This is a genomic window from Parabacteroides distasonis (genome assembly GCF_004793765.1).
Taxonomy (GTDB): Bacteria; Bacteroidota; Bacteroidia; order Bacteroidales; family Tannerellaceae; genus Parabacteroides; species Parabacteroides distasonis_A.
The window spans coordinates 51,063-76,981 of record NZ_SRYM01000005.1; the positions used below are offsets into that span (position 1 = coordinate 51,063).

Annotated in this window: 23 protein-coding genes and 1 pseudogene; 12 read left to right on the forward strand and 12 right to left on the reverse strand. The window is 45.7% G+C overall.

What is annotated here, in order from left to right:
* Positions 1-32: 32 nt before the first annotated feature.
* The 7 genes from E5342_RS02780 to E5342_RS02810 all read left to right on the forward strand — a co-directional run bounded on the left by E5342_RS02780 (position 33) and on the right by E5342_RS02810 (position 9,408).
* The gene (locus E5342_RS02780; protein WP_135958781.1) at positions 33-1,691 is read left to right on the forward strand and encodes a DUF6383 domain-containing protein; all 1,659 of its coding nucleotides are present in this window, start codon (positions 33-35) and stop codon (positions 1,689-1,691) included.
* Between the two features lie 754 nt (positions 1,692-2,445).
* The gene (gene dapF, locus E5342_RS02785) at positions 2,446-3,255 is read left to right on the forward strand and encodes a diaminopimelate epimerase (protein ID WP_135958782.1); all 810 of its coding nucleotides are present in this window, start codon (positions 2,446-2,448) and stop codon (positions 3,253-3,255) included.
* A gap of 56 nt (positions 3,256-3,311) precedes the next feature.
* On the forward strand, positions 3,312-4,541 hold the full coding sequence (locus E5342_RS02790) for an LL-diaminopimelate aminotransferase (RefSeq protein WP_135958783.1): 1,230 nt from the start codon (positions 3,312-3,314) through the stop codon (positions 4,539-4,541).
* A gap of 36 nt (positions 4,542-4,577) precedes the next feature.
* On the forward strand, positions 4,578-6,764 hold the full coding sequence (locus E5342_RS02795; RefSeq protein WP_135958784.1) for a glutamine synthetase III: 2,187 nt from the start codon (positions 4,578-4,580) through the stop codon (positions 6,762-6,764).
* A 137-nt stretch (positions 6,765-6,901) separates the two neighbouring features.
* Positions 6,902-7,159: a hypothetical protein gene (locus E5342_RS02800; protein WP_121736454.1), complete on the forward strand. Its 258-nt coding sequence runs from the start codon at positions 6,902-6,904 to the stop codon at positions 7,157-7,159.
* Entirely contained in the window at positions 7,150-7,473 is a 324-nt protein-coding gene (locus E5342_RS02805; protein ID WP_005861930.1) for a type II toxin-antitoxin system RelE/ParE family toxin, read from the forward strand. Before E5342_RS02800 ends, E5342_RS02805 begins: the two co-directional genes overlap by 10 nt.
* Positions 7,474-7,485: 12 nt before the next feature.
* Positions 7,486-9,408: an NAD(+) synthase gene (locus E5342_RS02810; RefSeq protein ID WP_121736453.1), complete on the forward strand. Its 1,923-nt coding sequence runs from the start codon at positions 7,486-7,488 to the stop codon at positions 9,406-9,408.
* Positions 9,409-9,528: 120 nt separating this feature from the next.
* Here the strand turns inward: E5342_RS02810 and E5342_RS02815 are convergent, their stop codons facing one another.
* The 4 genes from E5342_RS02815 to E5342_RS02830 form a co-directional block, all read right to left on the reverse strand.
* The gene (locus tag E5342_RS02815) at positions 9,529-13,158 is read right to left on the reverse strand and encodes an ATP-binding protein (RefSeq protein WP_121736452.1); all 3,630 of its coding nucleotides are present in this window, start codon (positions 13,156-13,158) and stop codon (positions 9,529-9,531) included.
* Entirely contained in the window at positions 13,142-13,711 is a 570-nt protein-coding gene (locus E5342_RS02820; protein WP_005866029.1) for a condensin complex protein MksE, read from the reverse strand. Before E5342_RS02820 ends, E5342_RS02815 begins: the two co-directional genes overlap by 17 nt.
* 56 nt (positions 13,712-13,767) lie before the next feature.
* Positions 13,768-14,961 (reverse strand): hypothetical protein, encoded by a 1,194-nt coding sequence (locus tag E5342_RS02825; protein WP_135958785.1) that lies wholly within the window; start codon positions 14,959-14,961, stop codon positions 13,768-13,770.
* A gap of 154 nt (positions 14,962-15,115) precedes the next feature.
* Positions 15,116-16,129, reverse strand: coding sequence for a Gfo/Idh/MocA family protein (locus E5342_RS02830; protein WP_121736450.1), 1,014 nt, complete (start codon positions 16,127-16,129; stop codon positions 15,116-15,118).
* Between the two features lie 166 nt (positions 16,130-16,295).
* On the opposite strand from E5342_RS02830, the gene E5342_RS02835 reads away from it, so the two are divergent.
* Entirely contained in the window at positions 16,296-16,883 is a 588-nt protein-coding gene (locus tag E5342_RS02835; RefSeq protein ID WP_121736449.1) for a DUF4251 domain-containing protein, read from the forward strand.
* A gap of 83 nt (positions 16,884-16,966) precedes the next feature.
* On the opposite strand, the gene gcvT is transcribed toward E5342_RS02835, so the two are convergent.
* The 8 genes from gcvT to E5342_RS19575 all read right to left on the reverse strand — a co-directional run bounded on the left by gcvT (position 16,967) and on the right by E5342_RS19575 (position 22,624).
* On the reverse strand, positions 16,967-18,052 hold the full coding sequence (gene gcvT, locus E5342_RS02840) for a glycine cleavage system aminomethyltransferase GcvT (RefSeq protein ID WP_121736448.1): 1,086 nt from the start codon (positions 18,050-18,052) through the stop codon (positions 16,967-16,969).
* A 13-nt stretch (positions 18,053-18,065) separates the two neighbouring features.
* The gene (gene pepT / locus E5342_RS02845; protein ID WP_135958786.1) at positions 18,066-19,286 is read right to left on the reverse strand and encodes a peptidase T; all 1,221 of its coding nucleotides are present in this window, start codon (positions 19,284-19,286) and stop codon (positions 18,066-18,068) included.
* A gap of 119 nt (positions 19,287-19,405) precedes the next feature.
* Positions 19,406-20,812, reverse strand: a complete 1,407-nt coding sequence (locus E5342_RS02850; protein ID WP_135958787.1) for an amidophosphoribosyltransferase — start codon at positions 20,810-20,812, stop codon at positions 19,406-19,408.
* Positions 20,813-20,967: 155 nt separating this feature from the next.
* Entirely contained in the window at positions 20,968-21,234 is a 267-nt protein-coding gene (gene rpmA / locus E5342_RS02855; RefSeq protein ID WP_005861909.1) for a 50S ribosomal protein L27, read from the reverse strand.
* Positions 21,235-21,256: 22 nt separating this feature from the next.
* Positions 21,257-21,574 (reverse strand): 50S ribosomal protein L21, encoded by a 318-nt coding sequence (gene rplU / locus E5342_RS02860; RefSeq protein ID WP_005861907.1) that lies wholly within the window; start codon positions 21,572-21,574, stop codon positions 21,257-21,259.
* 170 nt (positions 21,575-21,744) lie between these two features.
* Positions 21,745-22,035, reverse strand: coding sequence for a nucleotidyltransferase domain-containing protein (locus E5342_RS02865; RefSeq protein WP_121736485.1), 291 nt, complete (start codon positions 22,033-22,035; stop codon positions 21,745-21,747).
* A gap of 170 nt (positions 22,036-22,205) precedes the next feature.
* Positions 22,206-22,325 carry a hypothetical protein gene (locus E5342_RS20260; RefSeq protein ID WP_410510785.1) on the reverse strand — a complete coding sequence of 40 codons (120 nt, stop codon included), beginning with the start codon at positions 22,323-22,325 and terminating at the stop codon, positions 22,206-22,208.
* Positions 22,326-22,366: 41 nt separating this feature from the next.
* Entirely contained in the window at positions 22,367-22,624 is a 258-nt protein-coding gene (locus E5342_RS19575; RefSeq protein WP_246867047.1) for a WbuC family cupin fold metalloprotein, read from the reverse strand.
* Positions 22,625-22,949: 325 nt separating this feature from the next.
* Here E5342_RS19575 and E5342_RS02875 point away from each other — a divergent pair, with 325 nt between their 5' ends.
* The 4 genes and pseudogenes from E5342_RS02875 to E5342_RS02890 all read left to right on the forward strand — a co-directional run bounded on the left by E5342_RS02875 (position 22,950) and on the right by E5342_RS02890 (position 25,851).
* A complete protein-coding gene (locus tag E5342_RS02875; protein ID WP_135958788.1) occupies positions 22,950-23,279 on the forward strand; it encodes a hypothetical protein in 330 nt (109 codons plus the stop codon).
* Positions 23,245-23,942, forward strand: a pseudogene (locus E5342_RS02880) (ISAon1 family transposase); the annotation flags it as partial. The gene E5342_RS02875 and the pseudogene E5342_RS02880, both read left to right, overlap by 35 nt.
* 176 nt (positions 23,943-24,118) lie before the next feature.
* Positions 24,119-25,216 carry an AAA family ATPase gene (locus E5342_RS02885; RefSeq protein WP_135958789.1) on the forward strand — a complete coding sequence of 366 codons (1,098 nt, stop codon included), beginning with the start codon at positions 24,119-24,121 and terminating at the stop codon, positions 25,214-25,216.
* Between the two features lie 2 nt (positions 25,217-25,218).
* Entirely contained in the window at positions 25,219-25,851 is a 633-nt protein-coding gene (locus tag E5342_RS02890) for a DUF3226 domain-containing protein (protein WP_135958790.1), read from the forward strand.
* The last annotated feature ends 68 nt before the right edge of the window (positions 25,852-25,919 follow it).

The following is a 25,919-nucleotide window of genomic DNA, read 5'->3' on the forward strand; positions in this document are numbered from 1 at the left end:
TAGAGTCATAAAACACTTTAAAACAAATTTATATGAAGAAAATCTTTACATGCATTAGTTTGGCAGCCGCTACATTCATGGCTACCACCCCAGTGATGGCACAACAACAAAAACAAATATCAGACCAAGAAAAGGTGGCTTTTGTAAAAGCTGCGGTACCGGCGATATTTGATCAAGTAAAACAAATCAGTGGTATAGATTTCATGGGATTAACAAATCCCAACATTGAAACCGTACTAAACTCTCCGCTTTTTGGTACACAAGGCATGTTACGTGCAGCTACATCAACACCGATTAGTATTCAGCCAGATAGTATGAATATTAATTTAAGTGAGGTAGATATCAATGGCATACCAGCTACAGTAAAGCCAATGTTAGCCAATATCAAATTAAAATTTGCGGATTACAAAGATTATACGATGACAACCGCAAATGGGCAAACTATCGAAATCAGCGTACCTTTGAAAGTTACAGCTAGTGCTTTAGATGGTTTTATCTCTTGCGGTGTGAATTTTTCTGTAGGAGAAAAGAAAGGGTTACTTCCGTTTAGTTCCTTCACGGCCAATCTTGATCTTGGAGATCTTGAAGCACTATTGACATCATTAGGTATGACTAATATAAAGAGTGGCACTCTTGTTTCCATGACAGAAACAGGTTCCAATGCTGTTTATAATTATGATATTAAAATTGGAGAAAGCTTACGTGGAATAACAGCGATAAGCAAACTTCCAAACTTCCAGATATCCATTGATATGACTAAAATGCAGAGTCAAAAACCAACAATCAACGCATCTTTGAAGGGTATCATAACAAATGGAATATTGCCTATGGGGGATGCAGTAGTATATTTAAATCCACAGGCAACAGTAGCAGGTACTATAACTCCTGACTCTACAATCTTAACCTCATACGTTTCCGGAACTGTCAACGTAGATAAATACAAAAAACTAGTACAAAATGTCAATGTTGTAAATAGCAAGAAGATCCAAACACGTTACACAACGTATGAGAAAAAGACATTAGATGCTACTTGGAGTTGGGAAGACGCTAGTATGACAACTATACAAGGTAACCAAGAAATTAATCCTCAACATTTAGCATCTTCTATATTGAATGGAGTTTTTACTGATTTAATTTCAGGAAGTTCTACTTCTTTCAACATGAGTACAACTGAATTTGAGTCTGAAGCAGATAGTAAAGGTATTACTACATTTGCAATGGAAGTTGTTCCATCTATGGTAGGTACACAAGCAGCTAAAGCAACTATTAAAATGAGTTCATACGATGATGAAGCAAAAGCATTGAAAGCAAGTATGAATATAGATGTAACTATGCCATTAAAAAATCAAACTATCACAGTTGATTTTACACCAGCAGATTATACAGCTCCTGTAGGAACAATGTATATCAAATCTAATGCTATGGGTATCATCACAGACAACGAGACTATCGAGAATGATGTCGAAGAGGTTAAGGTTTCTACAACCGCTGGCGGTCTTCATGTAAAGAATGGTAAGGGTAATTATGTAATCGTTAATATGGTAGGTAAAGTTGTTTCTACGGGTATCATCACTAGCGATGAGCAATACATCAGCACTCCGAATATGCCGAACGGTATTTATATGATCTCAATCGATCAGTCTAAGCTCTTGAGATCTGCTCATAAGACAACTGTTAAGTTCGTAAAATAAATTATCTAGATAATTAGTTAATCTGATAAAAGGAGCTATCCGGAAACAAAACCGAGTAGCTCCTTTCTTTTTGTCAATTTGTAAACCAAACTCCCGGAGATTTGATTTTTCTGGCCTGATGTACTTCTCGTCCCTAAATATGAGAAAAAATATTAGCAAATGATTGTTTAGTAATATATTAGCCAAATACGACCTTTTGTTCTAGAAAAATAATTCATGCTAGTTCACATTTATACGGGTCAAAACATATTTTTTATACGGATAAAAGAGGCATTTCATACGGTTGTATCGCCCGACGCGACTATATGTATCGCCTTATGCGACCTATCGCGTTGGCTAACGCCACTACTTGCGTCGCCCAACGCGACCTTTCGTGTGACAAAACATGACCTTTTACGTAGAAATCAGTGGTTAAATACGTATTTTCACCCATTATCTATCCCTAGTTGAGGCTTCTTAAAAAAGAGGCTCGTCAGACAAACAGACTTATTTTAAGCAAATAGATAGATATATAGCTTTTTTACTTACAGTTATAGCAACCCATATTCACAAAGCATATATTACGATATAAAACCAACATACACACTTCTAATTATCATTTACAACTAAAAGCATATATTATAACTTCAATCTATTACAAACCTCATATTTATAAAACATTCGAGCCTCTCACCTGTCATATACTTATCAAAACGTTATATATTTGCATTACAATAAAACAAAAAGAAATAATATAAAGAATAATATCATTAAAATGACAAGATCAATCAGATTCACAAAGATGCACGGTGCCGGAAATGATTACATCTATGTAAACACGATGGTCTATCCGATAGACAACCCCGAGGAATTATCTATCGCATGGAGCAAGCCGCACACAGGCATAGGATCTGATGGTTTGGTCTTGATAGGTTCTTCAGACATTGCGGATTTCAGCATGCATATCTATAATGCGGACGGCTCCGAGGCGATGATGTGCGGAAACGCATCCAGATGTATTGGCAAATATGTCTATGAGGCCGGCCTAACGCAAAAGAACAAGGTTACCTTAGAGACCTTATCTGGTATCAAAGAGCTACAATTGAAAATAGAGCGTGAAGAGGTCACCGAGGTCACGGTAGATATGGGAATGCCTGCCGTAGGCGAGATGGCCTTGGAGGTTGAGGCTGGAGGAGAAATTTACACCGGCACCGTCATCTCTATGGGAAATCCTCACTTGGTTATCTTCGTGGACGAGATAGACCAGGTCGGTCTGGCAAGCGTAGGCCCGTTATTGGAATGCCTCCCGCTTTTTCCGGACCGGACAAACGTGGAGTTCGTGCAGGTGCTAAAACCGGACGAGGTACGGATGAGAGTGTGGGAACGAGGTTCCGGCATCACCCAAGCCTGCGGAACCGGAGCTTGCGCCACCGCCGTGGCCGGGGTCGTACGTGGGAAGACAAAGCGAAAAACAAAGGTCATCATGGATGGGGGCCCTTTAACCATCGAGTGGAACGAGCGAAGCGGTAAGGTCTTTATGACCGGCGGAGCGGTCAACGTATTCGAGGGATTCATCAAAGTCTGACACGGGGAACGAGACAAAACAACGAAAACAACAACATAAAAACAAAAGAACTGAGTATGGCACTAATTAATGAACATTTCCTGAAACTACAGAACAATTACCTTTTCTCCGACATCGCGAAAAAGGTAAACAGCTTCAAGGTTACCCATCCCAAGGATAAGATCATTCGAATGGGCATTGGTGACGTTACGCAACCACTTGCCCCCGCCGTTATCGAGGCGATGCATAAAGCCGTGGAAGAAATGGCGAGCAAGGATACATTCCACGGATATGGCCCCGAGCAGGGATATCATTTCCTAATCGACGCTATCATCAAGAACGATTATGCCAGCCGGGGAGTCTTTATCGAACCGAGCGAGGTATTCATCAGCGACGGAGCGAAAAGCGATTGTGGAAATATAGGCGACATGCTCCGCCACGACAATAGTATCGGGGTAACAGACCCCGTATATCCGGTCTACATCGACTCAAACGTAATGAGCGGACGTACCGGAGTATTGGAAAACGGGAAATGGAGCGATGTCGTATACATCCCTTGCACGGAGGAAAACAACTTCATACCGGATCTGCCCAGTCGCAGGGTGGACATCCTTTATCTCTGCTATCCCAATAACCCGACCGGAACGACCTTGACTAAGGACGAATTGAAGAAATGGGTAAACTATGCTCTTGCCAACGACGTGCTTATCATGTACGATTCGGCTTACGAGGCTTATATACAGGACCCGAATATCCCTCACTCTATCTACGAGATCAAGGGTGCGAAGAAGGTAGCCATCGAATTCCGGAGCTTCTCTAAAACCGCAGGGTTCACGGGAATACGTTGCGGATACACGGTCGTACCGAAGGAGTTGAACGCCTTCACGCTAGACGGGCAACGGGTACAGTTGAACAAATTATGGAACCGTCGCCAATGCACGAAATTCAACGGAACCAGCTACATAACCCAACGGGGTGCGGAGGCGGTTTATTCCACCGCCGGCAAACAGCAAATAACAGCTACTATCAATTATTATATGACCAACGCAAAGATCATGAAAGAGGGTCTGCAAAACTGTGGTCTCACGGTGTACGGAGGCGATAACGCCCCATACCTCTGGCTAAAGACCCCAGACGGCCTCTCCTCATGGAAATTCTTTGACAAACTGCTTTATGAAGTCAAGATAGTCGGAACCCCCGGAGTGGGATTCGGACCAAGCGGGGAAGGTTATCTACGCCTCACCGCTTTCGGCGATAGGGATGATACCCTAGAGGCCATGGCTAGGCTGAGGAAGTGGCTAAGATAAGTCATTTACTATAAACAACAATAATCATTAGGTATTATGTCAAAGTTAAGATTTAGAGTCGTAGAATCGGCGTTCGAGAAGAAAGCTACCGAGCTAGCCACTCCCGCCGAGAGACCTTCCGAGTATTACGGAGAGTTGGTATTCAACCGTGAGAAGATGTTTAAATATCTTCCCGAGAAAGCGTACGAGAGACTGGTGGACTCCATCGATAACGGTAGCCCGTTAGACCGTGAGACAGCGAATGCCGTGGCCTCCGGCATGAAGAAATGGGCGATGGAAAAAGGCGCTACCCACTACACCCACTGGTTCCATCCCTTGACGGAAGGTACCGCCGAGAAGCACGACGCTTTCATCGAGCACGATGGCAAAGGCGGCGTACTTGAGGAATTCGAGGGCAAACTACTGATCCAGCAAGAGCCGGACGCCTCCAGTTTCCCGAACGGCGGTATCCGCAATACGTTCGAGGCCCGTGGCTACTCGGCTTGGGACCCTTCCTCCCCCGCTTTTATCGTAGGCGACACCCTATGCATCCCAACGATCTTCATCGCTTACACGGGCGAATCCCTCGACTACAAAGCCCCCCTGCTGAAAGCCTTGGAAGCCGTGAACAAGGCGGCGGTCGATGTCTGCCACTACTTCAACCCGGACGTGAAGAAAGTATACGCCTACCTAGGTTGGGAACAGGAATACTTCCTAGTAGACGAGGGCCTGTACGCCGCACGTCCCGATCTGTTGATGACCGGCCGAACCTTGATGGGACATGAAAGCTCCAAGAACCAGCAGTTGGAGGATCATTACTTCGGCGCCATCCCCACCCGTGTCATGGAATTCATGAAAGACCTCGAGGTAGAGGCATTGAAACTTGGCATTCCCGTAAAGACCCGCCATAACGAGGTCGCCCCGAACCAATTCGAGCTAGCTCCCATCTTCGAGGAATGCAACCTCGCCAATGACCATAACTTACTGATCATGGCCCTAATGCGCAAGATCTCCCGCAAACATGGGTTCCGTGTCCTGTTGCACGAGAAACCGTTCAAAGGCGTGAACGGTTCCGGCAAGCACAATAACTGGTCGCTGGGAACCGATACCGGAATCCTTTTGATGGGACCGGGTAAGACGCCAGAAGACAACCTGCGCTTCGTGACCTTCGTGGTCAACGTACTGAAAGCCGTGTACACCCATAACGCATTGTTGAAGGCCAGCATCTCCAGCGCAACCAACGCACATCGCTTGGGAGCGAACGAGGCTCCTCCAGCAATCATCTCCAGCTTCTTAGGAGCACAATTATCCAAGGTATTGGAGCATCTGGAGAACAGCGATACGGAAGATTTCAACCTAGCGGGAAAGCAAGGCATGAAACTCGATATCGCCCGTATCCCCGAGTTATTGATCGATAACACGGATCGTAACCGTACCTCCCCTTTCGCCTTCACCGGTAATCGTTTCGAGTTCCGTGCCGTAGGTTCCTCCGCGAACTGCGCCGCCGCCATGCTGGTATTGAACGCTACCGTAGCGGATCAGTTGAGGCAGTTCAAGGCCGAGGTAGACGCTAAGATAGCCACCGGAAAGGATAAGTTCGCCGCTATCATCGAGGTAATCCGCAAGGATATCAAGGAATGCAAGGCGATCCATTTCGACGGCAATGGCTACAGCGAGGAATGGAAGGCCGAGGCCGCACGCCGGGGCTTGGATTGCGAGACCAGCGTGCCTTTGATCTTCGACGCTTATCTGAAAGATAGCAGTGTCCGCATGTTCGAATCCACAGGAGTCATGACCCGCAAGGAGCTGGAAGCCCGCAACGAGGTCAAATGGGAGATGTACACGAAGAAGATCCAGATCGAGGCACGTGTATTAGGCGACCTAACTATGAACCATATCATCCCGATGGCCATCAAATACCAGTCTTCCTTGATCGACAACGTATATAAGATGCGTGAATTATTCCCCGCAGATAAAGCCGCCCATCTATCCTCCAAGAACATGGAGATCATCGAGGATATAGCGAACCGCACGATCTTCATCAAGGAAAAAGTGGACGAGATGGTCAACGCCCGCAAGATAGCCAACAAGATAGAGAGCGAGCGGGAGAAGGCGATCGCTTACCACGACCGGATCGTCCCGATGATGGAAGCCATCCGTTACCATATCGACAAGTTGGAACTGGTTGTCGATGACCAGATATGGACCTTGCCGAAATATCGTGAGCTTTTATTCATCAGATAGTCTTATTCAGACAGTAGTTTTTTGTTGATTGTTTTGTGTTAACAAGGAGAGGATGCTGCGAAGTATACCTCTCCTTCTTTTTTATCCCATACAAAATACATACCTTTGGGGCATAAATATATAGGAGGGAAATTGATATGACGACAATAGAGTTACAACAATGGAGAGAAAGCTTCGTGGAGAGATACCTTAACAAAATCGATGACATGGAGATATCGGAGGAACTGGAACGGGCTGCCAAAAAGATCTTTTCCAAGAGAAGGACACCCCGCCCTTGCGTAATCCACTCGCAAGAGGAGATGATAGCAGCGGTACGGAAATCGGTAGAAGATGCCCGAGAAGGTAGAGTTACATCAAGTGAGGATCTAGATAAAGAGATAGAGACATGGTTCTGAAACAGAAAAATCCATATTGGACAGCCAAGGCCAAAGAAGATTTGAAAGAAATTACGAAGTATTATAAGAAGGAGATTTCTATCAACATGGCCCACAAGAAAGTCAAGGACCTGAAACATTACGCCGATTTGTTAGCTGACAATCCTCTTCTCGGTTTTTATGAGCAAGCTTTATCCTCGGAGCCGCAAGGCTTTCGGTCTCTTGTTCATGAACATTACAAAATCATCTATTTTATAGAAGATGATATCATCTATATCTCCGCGATCTTCGACTGTCGTCAAAACCCCGATAAATTAAGAACATCTATCAGATAAACAATAACAAATATGAATTACGGATTCGTCAAAGTAGCAGCAGCCGTACCACAGGTTAAAGTGGCTGACTGCTTTTATAATATTCAACAGATTGAGGGATTGATGCGCCAAGCGTCCCAAAAAGAGGTCCAGATCATCGCCTTCCCCGAATTATCGGTTACGTCTTATACTTGCATGGATTTGTTCTCGCAAGAGACCTTACTCAGAAACGCCGAGAAAGCCTTGCTGGATTTAGTGAACAACACCGCCGATCTGGATTTACTAACGATCGTAGGTTGCCCGCTTGTCAGCGGAAGCCAACTGATAAACGCCGCCGTCGCTTTCCAACGGGGCGAAATACTAGGGGTAGTACCCAAGAGCTACCTGCCCAGCTACAAGGAGTTCCAAGAAGAGCGTTGGTTCACGGCCTCTTCACACCTACAGCAATCCATGATCACGATCGGTAACCGGGAAGTGCCGCTGGATTGCTACCTGATCTTCGAGTATGATGAGGTACGTGTGGGTATCGAGATCTGCGAGGATCTTTGGGTTCCCATCCCTCCCAGCTCCGAGCTAGCCATGCAGGGGGCGAACTTGATATTCAATCTATCCGCCAGCAACGAGTTGATCGGTAAGCATGCTTACTTACGATCCTTGATCTGCCAGCAATCCGCACGTTGTATCGCCGGATACGTCTACGCATCCGCCGGTTTCGGGGAATCCAGTACCGACCTCGTATTCGCAGGAAACGGTATCATAGCGGAGAACGGCACGTTGCTGAAGGAATCCGAGCGTTTCTCCATGGAGGAGCAACTCGTTATCAGCGAGATCGATATCCAGAACTTACAGAACGACCGACGGATCAACACCAGTTTCATGCAGGGTTATCTCAACCATAACATGGATAACGGCACCGTAGTCTCATTCAGCCTTCCCAACCGGACACTGGATTTGACCCGGGCAATCGACCCGCATCCCTTTACCCCCTCCGGCGACGCGCTGAAAGAACGTTGCGAGGAAATATTCCATATACAGGTAGCGGGACTCGCCAAGCGTATCCTCCATGCCCACGCCCAAACCGCCGTCGTAGGCATCTCCGGGGGACTGGATTCCACCTTGGCCCTACTGGTCACCGTCATGACCTTCGATGCCTTGAAGATCCCACGGGATAAGATCATCGGCATCACCATGCCCGGCTTCGGAACGACGGATCGTACCTATACCAATGCCTGCGACTTGATACGCTCCCTTGGCGTGACCCTCCGGGAGATCTCCATCAAGGAGGCTTGCATCCAACACTTCAAGGATATCGATCACGACATCCATGTACATGACGTGACGTACGAGAACAGCCAAGCCCGTGAGCGTACCCAACTTCTTATGGACGTAGCAAACCAAGAGAACGGCCTTGTGATCGGTACGGGGGATCTCTCGGAGCTTGCCTTGGGCTGGGCTACTTACAATGGCGACCATATGTCTATGTACGGCGTCAACGGTAGTATTCCCAAGACATTGGTTAAATATTTAGTGGAATGGGTTGCCAACAACAAGGTAGACGAGGCTTCCCGCGCCACGTTATTAGATATAGTAGACACTCCGATCAGCCCGGAATTGATTCCCGCCGACGAGCATGGGAATATCAAGCAGAAGACGGAGGATTTGGTAGGTCCGTACGAGCTGCACGATTTCTTCCTCTATCACTTCTTACGCTTCGGGGCCTCACCCGCGAAGATTTATTTCTTGGCGAAGCGGGCATTCGGGGAAACCTACGACGATGCCACCCTCAAGAAATGGCTCCATACTTTCTTCCGCCGCTTCTTCCAGCAACAGTTCAAGCGCAGTTGCTTGCCGGACGGCCCAAAAGTGGGCTCCATCAGCCTCTCCCCCCGCGGAGACTGGCGAATGCCGAGCGATGCGATGGCTACGCTTTGGCTGGATGAGATCGCCGGACTTTAACATTCATTAGTAAGGGGTATGGGAACAGCGTTGTTCCCTACTATGGGAAAGTCTCGCTTCCCATGAGTGGGAATCGGGGCTTTCCCATAGTAGGGAACCGAGGTTTTCCTACGGGTGGCATTAATCGAACTGCGTGATCACCCTCCGGATCCGGGTGAAGCTATCGCCGTCCTTCTCCAGTTTATAGATGTGCTTATAGGACAGGGCATCCTGCTCAGTCGGAGAGCCATTGATCAGGAGAATATCCCGGTCGTTGGCGAATTTCAAGATACCCGCCACGTTATTCGGGTGTAGCTTCCCGATCTCATCCATCATGCAATGTAGCCTGAAATCGGAGAACACCGCAGAGGCGTTGCGCTTGAACACATTCAGCAACATGATATTTACCATGGATTTGACCAAGATATCCGTACCCTCGGAGCCAACGTTCGTAAGGCGTTCCACGAAGCCCGTATCATTCCGGTTCTCAATCACCCGGAATTTAAGGTCGAAGAAATCCGCCAGACGGATCAAGCTGCCGGAATAAGCGTCCATCGACTTGATCAACTCACGTAGCAACGTCGTCGCCTTCTCCCGGGTAGCCGTATCGTCAGCCGAGGAAGCGAACAGGTTCTGCCCCAAATCCCAGCTATATTCCTCGTTGAACCGCTTGATCTCCTTCAACAGATTGACGATCTTGTTCTGGCTCGGATCAATACGCATCTCGACGCACTGGATAATTCCCACGAAGTTCCTCTTCTTGAAATCGGCGTTGATCTGATCCACCACGCCACGGATATTACCTTCCTGAGAGACCATACTTTTCGTGTCCGCCGTAATCTGCCGGAAGATATCGGAGTTGCGGGTATTGATACGCAATTGGTATTCCGAGACCTTATTCTCGTCGATAAACTCCTTCAAGTCGCAAGCGAAATCCATATACTCTTTATCATCCGAGAAGCTCGTCTTGAAGGCGAACACATTATCCTCGGAGAAATTGCCGGTGTAGGCAGTTATCTCCTTGCGCAGCTCGGAAAGTTTCTGGGATTGCTCGCTGACGCGGATCGTGATCTCCCGTACCAAGGAACGGCAATCGCCATCCGTATCGGTACGGTTCATGGAAGAGAAGACGGATTCCCTAGAGGTAAACCAGTCCAACAGGGTAGAGCGGTGATATTCCTCCCTGTTCTCCAAGGCTTTACGGTGGGTCTCCTTCAGTTCCTTCAACTCGGCATCTACCTTGAAGATGCTCCGGCTCACGTCCGCCAGACGCTTTTTCAATTCCTCCCGTTCCCCGTGGATGATCTGCTGCAAACGTAGGCTCTCCGCCGTCCAGTCGGGTACCTTATCCAGCATCTCTCGTTTATCTTTCAGATACTCGATAATCAATGCCTTGGTCTCGTTGATATACTTGATCTCCCCACCGATATACGCCAAGCGGGAATGGATCTCCTCCAAACGCCTCGGATCGCCACCGCTGGCGGTCAGGCTATCCAATTGCTCCCTGTCATATCCGGATTTGCGCTCTTCCAGCTCCGCTTTCTTGCGTGCGATCTCCTCCGAAATAGCTTCCCTCCGGGCGGAGAGTTCCTTATCCAAAGCAGCCAGCTCATCTTTCTCTTGCTCATCCAAGGAAGCGAGTTCCCAGTCCATCTTACCCTGAAGCGTGGCGATCTCCTGCTGGATCGAGGAAAGGGCGGCCTCGGAAGCGTTCAACTCCTCCTCCAAGCGCCGGATCTCCTCCTGCCTCAGACGGGTCGCCTGATCCCGCAAGGCCGACAGTCGAGACTCGTCTTCTTTCTTGCGAACCGCCAGTTGCTCCAACTCATATTCCACGTGATAGATATCCTCCTTGATGGGCTTCACGGAGGATTGATATTGCTTGCGAAGATTCTCCTTGGCCGCCTCCAAGTCCTGCCGCGCCGTAGCGATGAACCGCTGGATTTCGGCTCGTTTTTCCTCGGCATCCTTCTTCTCCGTCAAGTAATCCTCCTTGGTCTTGACATTCCGGTGAATCCCGGAGATGAAGCGGATTCCATAAAAGGTATCTCCCTCACCTACCTCCGCCGTAAACTCTTTCCCGTAAAGCAGGCGCTCGTCACACACTTGCCCGATCGTCTGCTCCCAGCCGGGTTTATGCTCGGACAGCCAGTTGAAGAAGCTATCTTTCTGGTTATCCAAGAACTCCGTCAGTTCCGCTAGCTTAGCGCTCAGGGCCTCGATCTTCACCTCGTTGGATTCCGCTAGCTTTTGATAATCCTCATCCAAATGTTTCTCGGCGGTCTCGAACTCTTTCGTCTGGTAGTTCAACTCGTACTTCAGCTCACGGATCTTCAACTCCAAGTCCTTCCGGTTCGCATCGTAATTGCCGAGACGCCCCTTGACCGCCTCCAATTCCTCCGAGGTTCCCGACTGCCCCCGGGCAGTCTTGATACGCATCTTCAAGGCGGCGACCTCCGTCGTACGTTTCTCCCGATCCACCAACAAACGCTCTTTCTCCTCCGAGGCGGCATGGCGCGATTCCTCCCGTAGCCGTCGATAATACTCCCGGCGAGCCTCCCGACGAGCATTGATCTCGGTCTCTGCCGCCAGTAATTGTTTCTGTTTCTCATTCTCGAAGCCAGCCAACTCGTTCTTCAGATTAGCGATCAAATTGGCGTGCAAGACCGAGGCTTCTTTATTCTTGGAAGAAAGCAAATCTTTCTCCACGACTAAGGATTCCTGTTCCTGCTGTAAGATCTCCAATTTGTTACAACGATCCATCGCCGTCTGGATATCTTTTCCGGCATAGAAAACCCGTTTCGCTTCCGCCTCTGACAAGGCGTTTTTCAGCACGGCCAACTCGCCTTCCATCGTGGCTGTCCGGTTCTTCGATTCAGCGTCTAGCTTATCCCTTTGCTTATAGAAATCCGATTTGACCGCCTCCTGCTCGTGTATCTTCCGGGACAACTCCGGCAAGATACGCTCCGTTTCCAGATAAGCCCCGCGCAATTGGCGGCACAGATCGTTGATCCGTAAATCCCGCTTACGGATATCGTCCGACAAGGTAGAGATCCCGGCGGCCTTCCGCGCCATGCCCGGCTCACGGAAAACACCGATATCATTCAGTTGCGCCTCAAAACCGGAGAGATGGCTCCGGTAACGGCTCAAGTCGATCACGCTATCCACCTCGTTCAAGGAGGTGATGATCGTCTGCTTGATATAATCCGCCTCCAAGCGTGAATTCAGCAAGACGTTCTGGATCGTACGGATGATATTCTGGTAGGAGCCGCTCTCCATCAAGGAAAAACAGGAGTAATCCCGTTTATTATCCGAGTTTCCGTAGAGGATATTCCGGTATTCCTCATACGTGGAGATCGCCCCGCTATACTTGATACCGTTCTTATCGAGCACCGAGCGGATACGATCCGACGGATAAGGCACTCCCTCCTCGTCGATAAAAAGATCTGGACGGTACGGTGAGGCGATAAAGCGGTAGCAGATACGATTCATCGTCTTATAGCTAAGTACCGTAAACCAACCATCCTCTCTCGCAACCTCGTAGATGATCGAGGAATCGGCATAAGGGAAATAATAATCCTGATACGATTTCTTCTCGACCGGGATTCCGAGCCGCTGCGTATCGGCGTTGTAAAAGAAAAGGATCGCACGGAGTATCGTACTCTTCCCCACTCCCTGCGTTCCGATTAAATGTATATTTCCATCCAGCTGCACTTCCGAGTAACGGATAGCGGCGCTGTTTATGAATATTATTTTATTGAGATATCTCATCTTCGTTCTTTATGTTAATACTATGGATCATCTTCGTGAGGTAATCCCACGAGGAGAGCACTTTCCACGTCCCGTTCATATCGCTTACGCACTCGATAAAGCCCTCTTTCGTCATCCTGTCTAAGATGGTATCGAGGATATCCTTGCGTTTTTCCTTGCCTCCGGTATGTTTTTTCAACCCGTCCAGCTTCATCTCCAGATCCATGTCGATACGGGAACGTACCAATATCTCCGCCGGCGAGAAGGTGAAACCGGGCCCGAAGGCCGTATCGTACGTACAGAAGAAGTCCATGATATCGATCCAAGCGAAGAAACGCTGGAGCTTTTGCTCCAAGGTAGCCCGAGGCTCCTTGCGGGAGAAGTAGAAGTAATTATTCCCCTGCTCCAACACGAAATTGATATGTGAGAAATAATCACGTAAACGCTCAAAATTATCTTCTACGACCGAGAAGAGTGTCCTCAACTCCTTTACACTTGTATTCGAGCACAGAAAATTACCTTTCGACAGGTAATCATAAATCTGTGCGGTCTGTACCGGTAAATTATCTATCATCCTTATTATTATTGTTTTATTTTATCCAATTGTAGAGACGGGGTACGCCCCTGTCTCTACAACTGGATTCTTTGAATAATGGCATATTCTACATGCTCCATATGCCCAAAACGGTCTGTTATCTCCAACTCATTCTCATAGAGGGAGAGCAAACGGCAAAATAATGTAACCTTCGCCTCGAAATCCATCTCTCGGTTATATGCATAGCCCATCACGAAAGAGAACAAATCCCCTCCGGTCCGGCTGAACATATCCATCATCTTCCGGGTATTGATAGCGGCCTCCCCCACCTCTTGATTCTCCATCTGCTCGGCGGAGATCACGCCCAGCTCCTGCCGGTGGATCGCCTTGTCCGGCCGCATGCCGTCGGCCACCTTCAAGATGACATCCAGTGCCTCGTCCGTTTGCAAATAAGGAATGGAAACCTTGAATAAGGTAGGCTGCACGCCCTCCAATACCACGGAACGCTCCGCGTCTACCACCTCCCGCACGTTCGTGTTCTCCTGTAACTCAAACTGCTCCCGCAGATATTTGATACGACGCAGCTTACGGGTAAAACCCACCTGCGTACGGATCTGGTTCAAGTAATCAATGATATCCTGTTGGGAATGGATCAAGCTATGGCCGGCGCTCAATAACTCCATCTTCAACTCACGGGCGATCGTCAACAGCTCCTCGTCCGGGGCTTGGGCGAAAAAGGGAGTCCGTTCCCGATCCAGCAGCTTCTCCACTTCCACGATCAGGCGGTTGATCTCGATTCGTTTAGCGTCCAGATTCTCCAGTTTGGCGATCTTCACCTTATAGCTCGGCTCGTTCTTGAACGTATTATCGATCACCCGTTGCAAGGACACCACGTTACGTACCAAGATCTTCCCGATCTTCCGCAAATGCGCCTTGACCGATCGCAGATAGCCCAGCTTACGCAAATCGTTATCCTCCTTGCTATAATAATCGATCAATTGATACACCAACTGGATATTCTCATCGATCACCGAGGTAGAAATCTCCTCATTCGCCTCCAGAAGCAGCTCATAGAAAGAGAGATAATGCTCATCCATCTCGATATAAGGGCCGTTCCTGCGGATCACCTCACGCTCGATCAAGATATTCAATTTATTCTCATCGATAATATCCAACGCATAATCATAGCGAAACGGTAATGATTTTCTTTTCTCAAATAAGACCTCCAATAGGTCCTTTCCCAGATTTAGCGTGTTCGTTATATGGGGTATTGAATTATATATGTACATCCTAAACAATTAAGGACACAAAGGTAATAAAAATACAAGTAACCCTTTTTTCTCCGTGATGAAAAAGGATTTCCATCGTAGTGAAAAAGCTTTTTCATCACGGTGGAAAAAGTTTTTCACTACGATGGAAAAAGAGGAAAATCACGAACAGTTATCAATCCGCCGGATACACAATTCCCAACTGCCGGCGTACTTCATCGATAATCTCCAATGTAATCAAAGAATTATCAAGGCTATTGATTTCTGACTCCCGCTTGCCAGACAAGACGAGGTTGATAAATTCCGCTACCTCATAATAGTACTCATCCTTATCGGCGACCACGCTTAGGTCTTCCGGAACCGGTTCTGGGCCTTTTCCCATCGCCGGAGCTAAACGGGGGGAATACGTCACTTTATGGATGATATTGATCCGGTCTAAGGTCAAGTTCCCCTCCTCTCCTTGTATCTCGGTAGGCAAAGCGGAGTTAGCGATCTTAGAATAAAGCACCGTGGCGTTCATCCCCTCATACAAGAAATTCACGACCCCTTGCCCGTCCGCTCCCGAGGACAGGACTATGCCCGAGGCATCTATCTTCTTTGGACGACCAAACAAGACAACCATCGGATAGACCGTATAGATACCAATATCCATCATGGCCCCATTAGACAACTCCGGCTTGAAAGCATTCAACACGATTCCTTCCTTGAACTTATCATAACGGGAGGAATACTGGCAATAGCAGGCGAAATAACGACGAACCGTACCTACACGCCCCAGATTCTCTCGTACAGCAAGGAAATTCGGCGTAAGTGTAGGCTTCATCGCCTCCATCAACGCAACATTATATGTACGGGAAGCCTCGATCATCGCACGTACTTCTTTCGCATTGGAAGCGAAGGGCTTCTCGCAAAGAACATGCTTGCCATAACTCATGCAAAGAATACTCTGGGAGGCATGCAGGAAGTTCGGAGAGGCGATATACACAGCATCGATCAGCGGGCTTTTCGCCATCTCCTCCAAGGAGGTAAACGTGTACGGTATATTATGTTTCGAGGCGAAAGCATCCGCCGTTTCCTGAGTTCTCGAATATACAGCTACCAGTTCAAAACGCTCATCCTGCCGGGCTCCGGCAATTACCCAATCACTTATGAAATTGGTTCCGACTACACCAAAACGTACTTTATCCATATTCTATCGTATTATGTTCTTTATTTACAAATGTACGATTTCTATTTAACATAAATACTCCGTGGAAATGTTATTGTATCTATAAAAAGGATAAGTCACAGGAACTTTTTCGCGACGACGCTGTTTAATCTATACAATTTAAAACCGTTTTAAAACTAAATCAAGTATGAAAAGAATTGTATCTTTTATCGTCGTTCTCGCTGTCGCTATGTGCGGGCTGACACAAGTAATGGCTCAAAAATCCATAACGAGGGAAGCCCAAAAAGTAGAGAGAGAAATCAAGAAACAAGAACGTCTGGCACAAGATGCCGTAGAAGGCCAAGAAGAGTTTAACACCGCTGTACAAGCGATCAATAATCAATCATTCGTATTGGAGGCTAACAACATACAACCGATGAACGGACAGGTATTCTACGTGAACTCAAATACGAACTTCGTATCTTTGAATGACGGACAGGCCATGGTCCAGATCGCATCCAACTCTCCGTATCCCAGTCCTAACGGATTAGGTGGAATCACCGTACAAGGTAACGCCTCCAATATCCAAACCAAGCAGGATGACAAGGGCAATGTTTATCTGAACATGAACGTACAGGGTGTGTTTATCTCCGCTACCGTCAGCTTGATGCTTACCAACGGAACAAACAACGCAACGGTTACCGTAGACCCGAACTTCTCCGGTAGAAACTTGAGAATGACCGGTACCCTACTTCCGTACTCACAATCGAACATTTTCCAGGGAACAACATATTAATCATGTCCAACTTTTCTATAATAAGGAAGGCGATGCTCCGTGAGGAACATCGCCTTCGAACTATTTATATATAGCCTTATCTCTTATTTACGGAAAGGAGCCTTTACCACTTGAGCCTTCAAGTTCTTATTACGCACCTTGATAAAGATATCCGTACCCGCTTTTGCGAACTCAGGTTTCACGTATCCCATACCGATCCCCTTCTTCAATACCGGAGACATCGTACCGGAAGTAACCACGCCGATCACGCTTCCTTCCGCATCAGCGATCTCATAGCCATGACGGGGAATTCCCTTTTCCTGCAACTCGAAAGCACACAACCTACGGGTTACGCCCTCTTTCTTCTGACGCTCCAATTCCGCACGATTCGTAAACTCCTTACCCTCGGCGAACTTCGTTATCCAGCCTAAACCTGCCTCGATCGGAGAAGTCGTATCATCCAAATCATTTCCATACAAGCAGAAGCCCATCTCAAGACGCAATGTATCACGTGCTCCCAAACCGATCGGCTTGATACCTTCCGGCTTACCTGCCTCGAAGATAGCATTCCAAATCGTCATCGCGTCACTCGGATAGAAATACAACTCGAAGCCACCCGCACCGGTATACCCCGTGTTGGAGATAATCACGTTCTTGTAACCGGCAAACTCACCTGTCACGAATGAATAGTAAGGAATAGAAGATAGGTCAACCGGAGTAAGACGTTGAAGAACCTCTTGCGCCTTCGGTCCTTGGATAGCCAATTGAGCCGTACGGTCGGAAGAATTTTCCAACTCGGCACCTACCGTATTATGGCTTACGCACCATTCCCAATCCTTATCGATATTACCGGCGTTTACGACCAGCAAATATTTCTCCGGCTCGTAATGATATACCAAAAGATCATCCACGATACCTCCCTTGTCATTCGGGAAACAAGTATATTGAGCCTTGCCAAGCGGCAAGACAGAAGCGTCATTAGAAGTTACACTTTGAATGAAAGCCAAGGCGTTCGGGCCTTTTACCCAAAACTCGCCCATGTGGGAAACATCGAACACACCTACACCATTCACTACAGTCATGTGTTCGTCGATAATTCCGGAATATTCGATAGGCATATTGAAACCTGCGAATTCGTGCATCTTTGCACCCAAGGCGATATGCACGTCGGTAAACGGAGTTGTTTTCATGTAATTATTGCATTTAAGATTTACGAGCCGAGAGCTCTATGATTTTTATAATTGTTTCCATACTCTTCTCCAACGAACGAACGGGCAAGAACTCATAACGTCCGTGGAAATTCAAGCCTCCTGCGAAAATATTCGGGCAAGGTAATCCCATAAACGACAGGCGGGCACCATCCGTACCTCCCCGGATCGGTTTCACGATCGGTTCCACCCCGACAGAGGTCATAGCCTCGAACGCCAAATCAACGATATGCTTCTGGGGCTCTACGACCTCGCGCATATTGTAATATTGATCCCGAAGCTCCAAATGCGCACATCCCGGATGTGCTTCATTCATCTTATCCACCAACGTATGAAGCAATTCTTTCTTCTCCTTGAACAACTTCCGGTCATGGTCACGGATGATGTAAGATAGAGTAGCTTCCTCGACCGAACCGGTCATACCGGTCAAATGGAAGAATCCCTCATAACCAGTCGTATGCTCCGGACGTTGCTCGGCCGGCAACCAAGAAGCAAACTCGATCGCACGCAAGGAAGCGTTTTGCATCTTATCCTTGGCGTATCCCGGATGTACGTTCAAGCCCTTGAAGATAATCTTAGCGCCGGCGGCATTGAAATTCTCATATTCCAACTCACCGATTTGTCCACCGTCAATCGTATATCCCCAATCACAACCGAATTTCTTCACGTCGAAATGATCGGCACCCTGTCCGATTTCCTCATCCGGGGTAAAAGCGATACGGATCTTACCGTGCTTAATCTCCGGATGATCTTTCAAATATTGCATAGAAGCAACGATAGCGGCTACACCTCCCTTATCATCGGCTCCTAATAAAGTCTTACCATTCGTTACGATAATATCCTGTCCCTTATAATCGGAAAGCTCCGGGAACATCGATTGAGACAGTACAACATTCTCTTCCGCATCCAAGACAATATCCCCACCCAGATAAGTCACAATACGAGGTTGAACATTCTTACCCGACATATCCGGACTCGTATCCAAATGAGCGATAAAACCGATCGTAGGGATTTTCTCGCCCGTATTAGCCGGCAGAGTAGCCATTACATAACTATTCTCATCCAAGGAGATCTCCTCCATGCCGATCACTTCCAGCTCTTTCACCAAAGCCTCGGCAAAGACACGTTGTCCCGGCGTACTAGGAGTCGTACCCGTCTCCTCGCTCGACTGGGTATCGAACGTAACGTACTTTAAAAATCTATCTAAAACTGTCATAACTTACTCTTTTTAGCCATTAAAACATTGCAGGCATAAAAGTAAGTAAAGCAGGTTACATAACAAAAAAATAGCGAAACAAATTGTTTCGCTATCTCATATTATCTCAAAAAATGTCATCAAAAACAGCTTGAACCATCGAAGCAGTGCGTACAAACCTTACACTTAGGCAAGCCGATCGCCTCCACCAAGGTTTCCAGCGTATTAAACTTCAAGGAACTCAACCCGAAACGCTCGGCGATAATCCCAACCATCTTCTTATATTCCGGAGAGTCTGTCGTAGCGTATTTATCTAGATTCTTATTCTCATCCCCTTCCAGTTCCTTGATAATCTGGCGAGTTATCAATTCCAGAGGGCTTTTGGAAGAAGTGAAACCGATAAACGGACAACTATAAATCAATGGGGGGCAAGCGATACGCATATGTACCTCTTTCGCCCCATAATCATATAAAATCTTCACGTTATCACGAAGCTGCGTACCACGCACGATCGAGTCATCGCAGAAAAGGATACGTTTACCTTCCAGCATCGCACGGTTCGGTATCAATTTCATCTTAGCCACCAAGGAACGCATCTCTTGGTTGGCCGGGGTAAAACTACGAGGCCACGTCGGTGTATACTTAGCGATAGCCCGATGATAAGGCACCCCCTTACCTTCCGCATATCCCAAAGCCATACCCACTCCGGAATCCGGTATACCACAGGCGCAATCCACCTCCGAGTCATCCTTCTGCCCCATCTTATATCCACTCATAAACCGGACATCCTCCACATTTTTACCCTCATAGCAAGAAACAGGGAATCCATAATATACCCAAAGGAAAGAGCAGATCTGCATCCCTTCATTCGGTTTACGCATCTGCTCCATACCATCGGCACGCAAACGAACGATCTCGCCCGGGCCTATAAATTTCTCGATCTCATAATCCAAGTTCGGAAGACTGCTGGACTCGCTGGTCGCCGCATAAGCTCCATCTTTCTTCCCGATTACGATCGGCGTACGCCCCCACTTATCACGGGCGGCGATAATACCATCCTCCGTCAGGAGCAACATAGAGCAAGAGCCCTTTATCTTATTGTAAACATTCTCAATGCCCTCCACGAAGTCCTTACCTTGTGTAATCAGCAAAGCGACTAACTCCGTCTGATTCGTTTTTCCTGAACTCAATTCCGAAAAATGCATATTCGCCTTCAATAACTCATCCTCCAATTCGTCCAAGTTATTGATCTTCGCCACCGTCACGATCGCGAATTTTCCTAAGTGAGAGTTGATAACGATTGGCTGCGCATCCGTATCGCTGATAATACCGACCCCGGCATTTCCTTTGAATTTAGGAAGCCCCGGTTCAAACTTGGTGCGGAAATAAGAATTCTCCAGATTGTGGATCGAACGCGTAAATCCTTCTTCCTTATCGTACGTAGCCATACCGCCTCTGCGGGTTCCTAGATGAGAATTGTAGTCCGTACCATAGAATAAATCCGTAATACAGTCTCCATTAGAAATAGTTCCGAAAAAACCACCCATTGTTTTTTATGTTTGTATTTATGTTTGAGACCGCAAAGGTACAAGTTTATTTATATATGTTCCAAAATTTACTTCATAACGTTTATTATCATTGGCAATAAAAAAAGGATATCCTTTTCGGGATATCCTTTTCCTTATTCTTTGGTGGCAGAAACTTAAGCCTCAGCAACAACTTCTTTTACAGAAACGAATGATCTGTTTTCTTTTCCCCTACGGAAAGTAACAACGCCATCTACCAACGCATACAACGTATGATCCTTACCGATACCTACGTTCTCGCCCGGATGATGAACCGTACCTCTTTGACGAACGATGATGTTACCAGCTTTAGCAACCTCACCACCAAAAAGCTTAACACCTAATCTTTTACTTTGTGATTCACGGCCGTTCTTAGAACTACCCACACCTTTTTTATGTGCCATTTCTTTTCTTCTCCTTTAAACGTTAAGCAATAACTTCTTTAATACTCACCTCAGTGAACTGCTGACGGTGACCGTTCAATTTACGGTAACCTTTTCTTCTCTTCTTGTGGAATACCAGCACCTTGTCACCTTTTACCAGCGGAGATAATACCTCGCATACTACCTTTGCGCCCTCTACAGTAGGAACACCCACTGTTACCTCACCGTTGTTATCTACTAACAACACCTTGTCAAACTCCACAACAGCACCGCTTTCTGCGTTCTGAATGTGATGAACGAACAATTTCTTGCCTTGCTCAGCCTTGAACTGTTGTCCGTTAATTTCTACGATTACGTACATCTGTCTTAAAATCTTTTAAACAGGTTAGGTCCCGGGGGTGGGCTCCGTCTCCAGCTCCACTTATTTACCCTCTGCGGAAAATCGAGTGCAAAGATAGAGGTTTTTATTTAAAGGACAAGGGATGAAGGAAGAAAAAAACTGACGCTGTTCTAATTCTTGTTTTTTATTTGTCATACCAAACGTATTCCAGTCATTAATGCTTCCCTTGCTACCGGTGAGTCCTCGTGATCACCTATTATATCAATCTTCTGATCTCCCAAAAAGTATTTCAAACGAGCCAACATCCTGATACGAGCCAATACGCCTTTTCGCTCCGAGGAACCACGTACAAGCAAATCAATATCCCCTCCTTTCTTCTCATCATTTATACGAGAACCAAAGAGATAGATCTCCACTCCCTCACCATAAATTTCCTTAGTGGCACGAAGTATTACTTGTATTTCTTTTTTACTTAAACGCATATATTCATATACATCCTTCTTAAGTACAAAGAAGAATGTTTTTATTTCCCCAACCCATGTTTTCTTGAACAAAATTTATCCTGTTGAGTGCTTACAAAACAAAATCGGGAAGGTTGGTTATAATACTGACCTTCCCGATTACTTTATTTCCAAACACAGAAAAATTCTAATTATCTTAAGATATCAAAAGAGACATGCAGAAAATCCTCTGTAGTCTCGGGATCATATGCTCGGTCTTTCGCCTCAAAAACAACACTCCCCGGAACAAAACAAATACAAGTATGATACATTCCTTGAGGAACCTGTATCCCTGAACAAGATCCACCAGCCTCTAAAACAAACTCGTCAATCTTATTTCCCCTCGCATCATAAAACACTTCACGTACAGCCCCCCCCGACAAACGATTACCGTCTCTGACGTTTCTTGATGTCGATGTATCGGTATCACGGTCTCTGGCATCAGGACATTCAGCATCCGCTGCGAGGTATCCTTCCCAGCCACGGTTCTCAAATCATAATGCATTCGTTTTCTTGGTGAGAAAATCGCATCCAATAAGATCTTATCAAACAATTCATTACTCAGCTCCATACATTCCATTATCATTTAAAAGCAAACACAAATGCTCCATACATTTATAGAGTGCCATCATTCAAATTTTCATTATTTGATCTAGCATAACTATACAAAGATGTATAGCTTGGCTGTTTATATGGCCAAGCTTTTTTTGTAAACAGGTCTTTAAGGGGTCTAAATGGCCGGAACTTCAATTATGGCAGAAAGCGTGTCCCGTGACAGGGATGCGCTTTCTTGGTAAACCTGCTCATTTTCTAGTAAGCCATAAAACATAAAGGTGTCAGTAGATTTTTAGTGGGGATTATTTTTTATATTAGTGGAATGTTACTTACTTCGTATTATGGAAAACGAAAACTTGAACCAGCTTGCCCGCCTCGTGTTGCCTGCACAGATATTAGATTACTTTCTTATTTCAGGGGTTGAACAAACCTCTCAAGAGATTTATATTAGTCTAGATGAAAAAATGAATCCGGAGTTGATTAAAGACGTACATTTTGAATCCAAAGGTTTTATGGAAGCAGTAAGTGTGACTGACTTACGCACAGGTAAGAGCTTCAGTATTCCCATCGGCCTGGATATAGTTGCCAAGGGCACCCGATACTCCAACGAATTTGGAGCTTTTTTAAAAGAGACATATGGAGACATCCCCGGTGACCTGCCGTACGCTTGAGGAATCCTATCATATAGACCGTCATGCATTTGAAAAGCAGTATAAGGAAGTACTCAGCGGATATCGCAAGTGGGAACAATTGGCTCATGCCGGTGACTGGATATGGCAGGCACTGAATCAGAGGATGTCATAACCGTGCTGCAACGAATTGACGAAGAAAGCCGCTATGCTGTTAAAGGATTGACACTTGATCTTTCAGATTCAATGCGCAAGATCGTACGGGCAGCATTTCCCGAAGCCAGTCGCATTATGGACCGCTTCCACATACGGAAATTGGCCTGTGATGCCGTGCGGGAATTACGCATCAAACATCGCCGGGATGCTATACGGCAAGCCAACGAGGAAATGGAGGAAGCCAAACACAATGACGAAGACCATGTCCCATACCGATATTCCAACGGTGATACCCGTAGAGAATTGCTTATACGCTCTCGGCATTTGCTTTTTAAGTCAGCCGACAAATGGACAGAAAGACGGAAACAAAGAGCGGCAGTACTATTTTGGGAATATCCCGACATTAAGATGGCGTATGGCCTGTGCCATTCCCTGCGTATGATATTCTCAAAAAATACCATCAAGAATGCTGCACGATTAGCCGTGGCACGCTGGTATAACAAGGTGGAGGAGGCAGGGCCGCATTCTTTTAACGTTATGGCTGCCACATAATAAGCTATATCTCTATACCCTATTGATTATCTGCATTGTTTCACCCCAAATGATGCAGATAATTTCTGTTTTTAAGATACACAAGTCAGAGAAATAAAATGATATTTGGCGCACAATGTGAAATAAAAGTAGTATCTTTGTGGTAAATTATGGATAATAGTATATAGTACAGTATGATACAGTCTCTTAAGATTCGGAACTTTAAAAACTTGTCAGGGTTAAATATCCCTAAGTTGTCTCGAATTAACTTGATTTCAGGCAAGAATAATGTCGGAAAGTCATCGTTGTTGGAGGCTATTGGTGTATATGTTGATGATTCTGAATTATTCTATGTCGTAGAAGAGAGAGGGGAGTTACCTAAATATAGTAGCAAGGATACAACAGAATACCTTAAACCCAATATCGAAGCAATATCTTCTTTATTCACAAATAGAAATACTAATGTGACAGAAGATAATATCATTGAGATCTCTGATAATGATGATGTTCTGTCATTGCGTTATGTTTATTACACAGAGCAAGAAACTGAGGAAGATGGGAATATAGTACGAAAAGCTATAGTTTTTGACTCAAGGGATGATATTGCTACTGGAGATGCACACCTTGCATTGGAAATTATAAGAAAAGGTAAGAACAAAGCTATAGTGCCTTTAGAGCGTCGCCTTGACTCTATAAGATTAGGTAGGACTAAGAAAACAGATATAGCATCTGTAATCAGGGTTAATCCTGAAACATTTGGAAATCTATATATCGGAAGGCTCTGGGACAATGTAACACTGACAGAGAAAGAGGAATATGTAATTGATGCTTTGAGAATTATAGAGCCGAATATCGAAAGTTTGGCGTTCCTTGAGGAATCACCCCGTATTGGACGATATCCTGTAGTAAAAGTAAAGGGCGTTAGCAAGAGATTGCCATTAAGAAGTATGGGTGATGGAATCAATCACATTTTGTCAATTATCCTTGCATTGGTTAATTGCGAAAATGGGTGCCTATTGATAGATGAGATTGATAACGGATTGCATTATACCGTGCAGAAACAATTGTGGTCTGTAATTTTCAAATTGGCAATTAAACTTAATGTACAAATATTTGCGACAACACATAGCTCTGATTGTATCAGTAGTTTCGGTTATGTCTTGAAGGAGGATACTAATATCGAAGAAGGACGCTATATAAGACTTGAAAACAAACAGAGTGCAATAACTTTCACCGAATATAATTTGGAAGAATTAAAGATAGTTGCAGCTCAAAACATTGAAATCAGATAGTTATGGATAATATGACTCAAACTTTATTTGTTGAAGGCAATGATGATTTGCATCTTATCTGTAATATCTGTAAGGTGTTTAATGTTGCTAAGACCTTCGATGTCGAAGATAGCAAAGGAATAACTAAATTATTGGAAGGATTACCAGTAAGACTTAAAGGTTCAGGCGAAACTAAAACTATTGGCGTGGTAGTAGATGCTGATGTGAGTATTGGATCAAGATGGCAGCAAATACGAGATATTTTGGTGAAGTCTAATCTTTATGCAGATATTCCAGAAGAGTGTCCTTCAAATGGATTGATACTTAAGCCGATTAATTCTGATGATATAAAAATCGGAGTGTGGATTATGCCGAATAATAACAATAATGGAATGTTAGAGGATTTTGCGGCATTCTTAATTCCTGATGACGACAAGTTGTTGCCAGAAGTTGAAAATGTTTTAGATAGCATAGAGGCAAGAGGTTTGAATAAGTATAAACCAATACATCATTCAAAGGCGAAGATACACACTTGGTTGGCGTGGCAAGAAGATCCTGGAACACCTATGGGCTCTGCTGTAACTAAGAAATATCTAACTACAACACCTCCTATTTGTCAGGCATTTGTCAACTGGCTGAACGCTTTATACAATTAAGAAGATGTAATGAAAATAACATCTGTAATGACGATCATAAATGCTGTGGTCGTCATTATTGTTTAATA

What these genes read in the sequence shown, in the direction of transcription:
- E5342_RS02780 (WP_135958781.1), top strand. Translation starts at nt 33, where the DNA reads ATGAAGAAAATCTTTACATGCATTAGTTTGGCAGCCGCTACATTCATG.
- dapF (WP_135958782.1), top strand. Translation starts at nt 2,446, where the DNA reads ATGACAAGATCAATCAGATTCACAAAGATGCACGGTGCCGGAAATGAT.
- E5342_RS02790 (WP_135958783.1), top strand. Translation starts at nt 3,312, where the DNA reads ATGGCACTAATTAATGAACATTTCCTGAAACTACAGAACAATTACCTT.
- E5342_RS02795 (WP_135958784.1), top strand. Translation starts at nt 4,578, where the DNA reads ATGTCAAAGTTAAGATTTAGAGTCGTAGAATCGGCGTTCGAGAAGAAA.
- E5342_RS02800 (WP_121736454.1), top strand. Translation starts at nt 6,902, where the DNA reads ATGACGACAATAGAGTTACAACAATGGAGAGAAAGCTTCGTGGAGAGA.
- E5342_RS02805 (WP_005861930.1), top strand. Translation starts at nt 7,150, where the DNA reads ATGGTTCTGAAACAGAAAAATCCATATTGGACAGCCAAGGCCAAAGAA.
- E5342_RS02810 (WP_121736453.1), top strand. Translation starts at nt 7,486, where the DNA reads ATGAATTACGGATTCGTCAAAGTAGCAGCAGCCGTACCACAGGTTAAA.
- E5342_RS02815 (WP_121736452.1), bottom strand. Translation starts at nt 13,158, where the DNA reads ATGAGATATCTCAATAAAATAATATTCATAAACAGCGCCGCTATCCGT.
- E5342_RS02820 (WP_005866029.1), bottom strand. Translation starts at nt 13,711, where the DNA reads ATGATAGATAATTTACCGGTACAGACCGCACAGATTTATGATTACCTG.
- E5342_RS02825 (WP_135958785.1), bottom strand. Translation starts at nt 14,961, where the DNA reads ATGTACATATATAATTCAATACCCCATATAACGAACACGCTAAATCTG.
- E5342_RS02830 (WP_121736450.1), bottom strand. Translation starts at nt 16,129, where the DNA reads ATGGATAAAGTACGTTTTGGTGTAGTCGGAACCAATTTCATAAGTGAT.
- E5342_RS02835 (WP_121736449.1), top strand. Translation starts at nt 16,296, where the DNA reads ATGAAAAGAATTGTATCTTTTATCGTCGTTCTCGCTGTCGCTATGTGC.
- gcvT (WP_121736448.1), bottom strand. Translation starts at nt 18,052, where the DNA reads ATGAAAACAACTCCGTTTACCGACGTGCATATCGCCTTGGGTGCAAAG.
- pepT (WP_135958786.1), bottom strand. Translation starts at nt 19,286, where the DNA reads ATGACAGTTTTAGATAGATTTTTAAAGTACGTTACGTTCGATACCCAG.
- E5342_RS02850 (WP_135958787.1), bottom strand. Translation starts at nt 20,812, where the DNA reads ATGGGTGGTTTTTTCGGAACTATTTCTAATGGAGACTGTATTACGGAT.
- rpmA (WP_005861909.1), bottom strand. Translation starts at nt 21,234, where the DNA reads ATGGCACATAAAAAAGGTGTGGGTAGTTCTAAGAACGGCCGTGAATCA.
- rplU (WP_005861907.1), bottom strand. Translation starts at nt 21,574, where the DNA reads ATGTACGTAATCGTAGAAATTAACGGACAACAGTTCAAGGCTGAGCAA.
- E5342_RS02865 (WP_121736485.1), bottom strand. Translation starts at nt 22,035, where the DNA reads ATGCGTTTAAGTAAAAAAGAAATACAAGTAATACTTCGTGCCACTAAG.
- E5342_RS20260 (WP_410510785.1), bottom strand. Translation starts at nt 22,325, where the DNA reads ATGTATCATACTTGTATTTGTTTTGTTCCGGGGAGTGTTGTTTTTGAG.
- E5342_RS19575 (WP_246867047.1), bottom strand. Translation starts at nt 22,624, where the DNA reads ATGGAGCTGAGTAATGAATTGTTTGATAAGATCTTATTGGATGCGATT.
- E5342_RS02875 (WP_135958788.1), top strand. Translation starts at nt 22,950, where the DNA reads ATGGAAAACGAAAACTTGAACCAGCTTGCCCGCCTCGTGTTGCCTGCA.
- E5342_RS02885 (WP_135958789.1), top strand. Translation starts at nt 24,119, where the DNA reads ATGATACAGTCTCTTAAGATTCGGAACTTTAAAAACTTGTCAGGGTTA.
- E5342_RS02890 (WP_135958790.1), top strand. Translation starts at nt 25,219, where the DNA reads ATGGATAATATGACTCAAACTTTATTTGTTGAAGGCAATGATGATTTG.